6 protein-coding genes are annotated in these 3178 nt (G+C 54.2%); 1 reads left to right on the top strand and 5 read right to left on the bottom strand.

From position 1 onward, the window contains the following. The 3 genes from ACREAY_RS10930 to ACREAY_RS10920 form a co-directional block, all read right to left on the bottom strand. Positions 1-118 (bottom strand): MscL family protein (locus tag ACREAY_RS10930; RefSeq protein WP_431755803.1); only part of this gene is annotated, 118 nt, incomplete at its 3' end. A 93-nt stretch (positions 119-211) separates the two neighbouring features. After that, positions 212-886 (bottom strand): ribose-5-phosphate isomerase RpiA, encoded by a 675-nt coding sequence (gene rpiA, locus ACREAY_RS10925; protein ID WP_431755801.1) that lies wholly within the window; start codon positions 884-886, stop codon positions 212-214. Between the two features lie 31 nt (positions 887-917). Further along, complete coding sequence (locus ACREAY_RS10920; RefSeq protein WP_431755800.1) at positions 918-1241, bottom strand: hypothetical protein; 324 nt, start codon at positions 1239-1241, stop codon at positions 918-920. A 308-nt stretch (positions 1242-1549) separates the two neighbouring features. On the opposite strand from ACREAY_RS10920, the gene ACREAY_RS10915 reads away from it, so the two are divergent. Further along, positions 1550-2446 carry a transcription initiation factor IIB gene (locus ACREAY_RS10915; RefSeq protein WP_431755802.1) on the top strand — a complete coding sequence of 299 codons (897 nt, stop codon included), beginning with the start codon at positions 1550-1552 and terminating at the stop codon, positions 2444-2446. On the opposite strand, the gene ACREAY_RS10910 is transcribed toward ACREAY_RS10915, so the two are convergent. After that, the gene (locus ACREAY_RS10910) at positions 2436-2870 is read right to left on the bottom strand and encodes a hypothetical protein (protein WP_431755799.1); all 435 of its coding nucleotides are present in this window, start codon (positions 2868-2870) and stop codon (positions 2436-2438) included. The genes ACREAY_RS10915 and ACREAY_RS10910 overlap by 11 nt on opposite strands. Before the next feature lie 47 nt (positions 2871-2917). Further along, on the bottom strand, positions 2918-3178 hold a 261-nt coding region (gene yciH / locus ACREAY_RS10905; RefSeq protein ID WP_431755798.1), incomplete at its 5' end, for a stress response translation initiation inhibitor YciH.

Below are 3178 nucleotides of genomic sequence, written 5' to 3'. Positions count from 1 at the left end.
GGTTTATGATGTCGTTAACGAATGCCGTCACAAGCTTTGACGCTGCGGCGCCTATGACAAACGCTATGGCAAGGCCGATGACGCCAAACGTCATGAGGAAGGTGGTAAATTCCTTCATCAGGGATTTCTTTTGTTCCGGAGTAGTCACACGGGCCAACAGGAAAGAAATGATATAAAGTTATTGTAATAATTTTACATAATGGCAGGCAAATCAGTAAATTACTTCAAACGTGCCGTCTGCCTTTGCCTTGTAGTACGCATCCGCCCTTCTCGTAAAGATGCCCACTTCCACGACGCCGGCGATGCTCTTCAGCTCCATCTCCGTCCTGTGGGGGTCGGATATCGACGCAAACGTTGTATCGAGTATGACGTTTCCGTTTTCCGTTATGAACGGGTAGCCCTTGTCAAGCGTCCTCATGGTTGGCCTGCCTCCCGCCTTTTGCAACTTGCCGGCCGCCGCAGTCCTGGCCATAGGGTGGACTTCGATTGGCACGGACCTTGAAAACGACTTGACGAACTTGCCCTCGTCAGCCGCTATCACTACTTTTTTCGCCGCCGAGATAAGGATCTTTTCGCGCATGAGCGCGCCTCCTCCTCCCTTTATCATGTTAAAGCCGGCGTCGATCTGGTCGGCTCCGTCAAACACGACGTCAATGTCTGGTACCATGCTCTCGTCCGCAAAGCGCAGGCCGCCCTTTTCGGCCTCGACTTTTATCTGGAGCGACGTCGGCACACACTCTAGCGTATTCTTGAAATCAAGGCTGGCCATCTCTCTCACAATGTACGCCGCCGTGCTGCCACTGCCGAGACCGATCACCTGATCCTTCCTTACAAATTTCACTACCGCGTCACGCGCCAGCTTTAAAATGGCATCCTGCAGCGACACGGCAGCTGCACCGAGCCTTTGGTATAAAAAGTTAGAACTTGCGCAGCTTTCTCAGGTCATGCCTTGGGCCGTTGACATCCGGGTTCAGGTACCTGCTTGAAAGGTACTTTGTGATGTCGTCTGACAGATTCGCCTGCTTGCCCATGCGGGCAACGCCCGCGCCAATGTCTGACAGGCCTGCCTGCGCGTCGTCGTGGCCGGTTATCTCGCAAAACATGCTTGTGGGCGAGCACGTCGCCTGCACCCCTGTGCCTTTCTTTGTCCACTTTAACATCCCGACGCTGGAGTCGATGGATCTCTCCCACGAAGGGTCGCTTTCAACAAGCCACCTGGGAATGCGGGTATTGTCTTGCATCACATTATTGCGTAGCGCCATTCCATTTATTGCTTTTGCCGAGTTAGAATATATAGCGCGTCTAATCCTAGTTTGCACGATGGCTAAACGCGATAACACAAAGACCCACGCTTATAGCGCCCAGAGGTCTGGCAGCAAAAAGTATGCCAAGGCAGAAAGGCGCAAGCGCCACAAGGCCCGATAGACCCGGCAAAAAGTCTGATATCCGCACAAAAAACGTAATATTTATATATTAGAATAAAATATAAATAGAGGCCTGCAAAGGAAACAGGAATTTTGGTGAATAGAAATTGGTAAAAGATGTGTCCATGTTTGCTGACCGCTGCCCGCGTTGCGGCAAAGGGTCTATGGTTACGGACAACTCTAGCGGAGAACTGTTTTGCGGTAACTGCGGTTACGTGATGAGCGAAAGGGCAGAGGAGCTTGGCCCGGAATGGCGCGCCTTCTCAAAGGAAGAGCACGAGGATAGGAGCAGGGCAGGCATCCCGACGTCGCTTGCCATGCACGACATGGGCCTTGCGACCATAATCGGCCCTGTTGACAAGGACGCCTCCGGCAAGCCGCTGTCTGCTTCCATGAAGAGCACGATTGAAAGGCTCAGGACTTGGGACAGCAGGAGCCAGGTGCACGAGCCGGTAGACCGCAACTTCCGCCAGGCGTTCTCTGAACTCGATCGCTTGAAGGACAAGCTGGCAGTGGGCGACGCGGTGATTGAAAAGGCCGCATACGTCTACCGCAAGGCGCTTGAAAAGGGCCTCGTGAGGGGCCGGTCCATATCTGCGCTCGTCGCAGCCGCCCTTTACGCGGCGTGCCGCGACACTGAAACCCCGAGAACGCTAAAGGACATCGCCAACGCAAGCAACATCAAGAAAAAAGACGTTGCCCGTTGCTACCGCCTGCTCATACGCGAGCTGGACTTGAAGATGCCTGTCGTCGACCCGGTAAAGTGTGTCGCAAGGATCGCAAGCAAGGCAGGGCTGTCTGAAAAGACAAAGCGCAAGGCGCTAGAGATCCTGAAGAAAGCCGAAGAGGGCAAGATCTCTGCCGGCAAGGACCCGATGGGCCTCGCAGCGGCCGCGCTGTACGTGGCGTGTGTCATGAACGGCGAAAACAAGACGCAAAAAGACGTGGCAGAGGCGGCAGGCGTGACAGAAGTCACTATACGCAACCGCTACAAGGGCCTAAAGACGCACCTCAAGCTCTGAGGCCGTCTACCAACTTTTTCCTTTCTTTTACAATCTCTTCCAGAGTAGCAAAGCCTTTCGGCACTTTCTTGTCTGCCAGCTCTGACTCTATGATACCAAGGCACGTAGCAATGTCTGCGTCAAGCGCGAGCAATGCGTCCAGGCTCTCCTGGCGAAGTGCGCCGTTTGGCGTGAGCATGTAGGTATAGCCTTCGCCTATTTCTGCTGCGAGCCTCTTTAGCAGATCGTCGGCGCTGCCGTCGATGGCCCTGATGGCGCGCACCTTGGACTTTACGTTCTGGCCCGTCTGCCGGGCAAGCGCGCGCATCTCGACATAGCTGGACCTCCCCGCGGATACGCCCTTTTGCACTATGGACGCTATCCTGACGGTCTCGCCAACGTTGCCTTCCAGCTTGCGCCGTCGCCTGACGTTATTCTTGTGCACTCTGGAAACTCATTGCCGACCGCGCTTAAATGCCTTGCCGACGCACACTACTGAACTTCTATAGTGGCTTCGTTAAAGCCCTTCTTTACCAAATAGTTCTTGATGTCGTCCCTGTGGTCGCCCTGCAGCATGATAAAGCCGCCCTTGGCAGTCCCTCCGCAGGCAAACGTGCTTTTCAATTCCTTGACTATTTTCTGCATGTCAGAAAGTTTCGGGTTGATGCCCTCTATCAGGGTCGTGGTCTTTGACCAACGTCTCGTTTCGAGGCGGACGACAATTCTGGCTTCCTCCTTGTCGAGCTCTCCGCA

Origin of the sequence: Nitrososphaera sp. (assembly GCF_050748925.1) — an archaeon.
GTDB lineage: Archaea > Thermoproteota > Nitrososphaeria > Nitrososphaerales > Nitrososphaeraceae > Nitrososphaera.
Note: the sequence above shows the minus strand (reverse complement) of the source record. Positions and strands in the feature narration are given on the sequence as shown.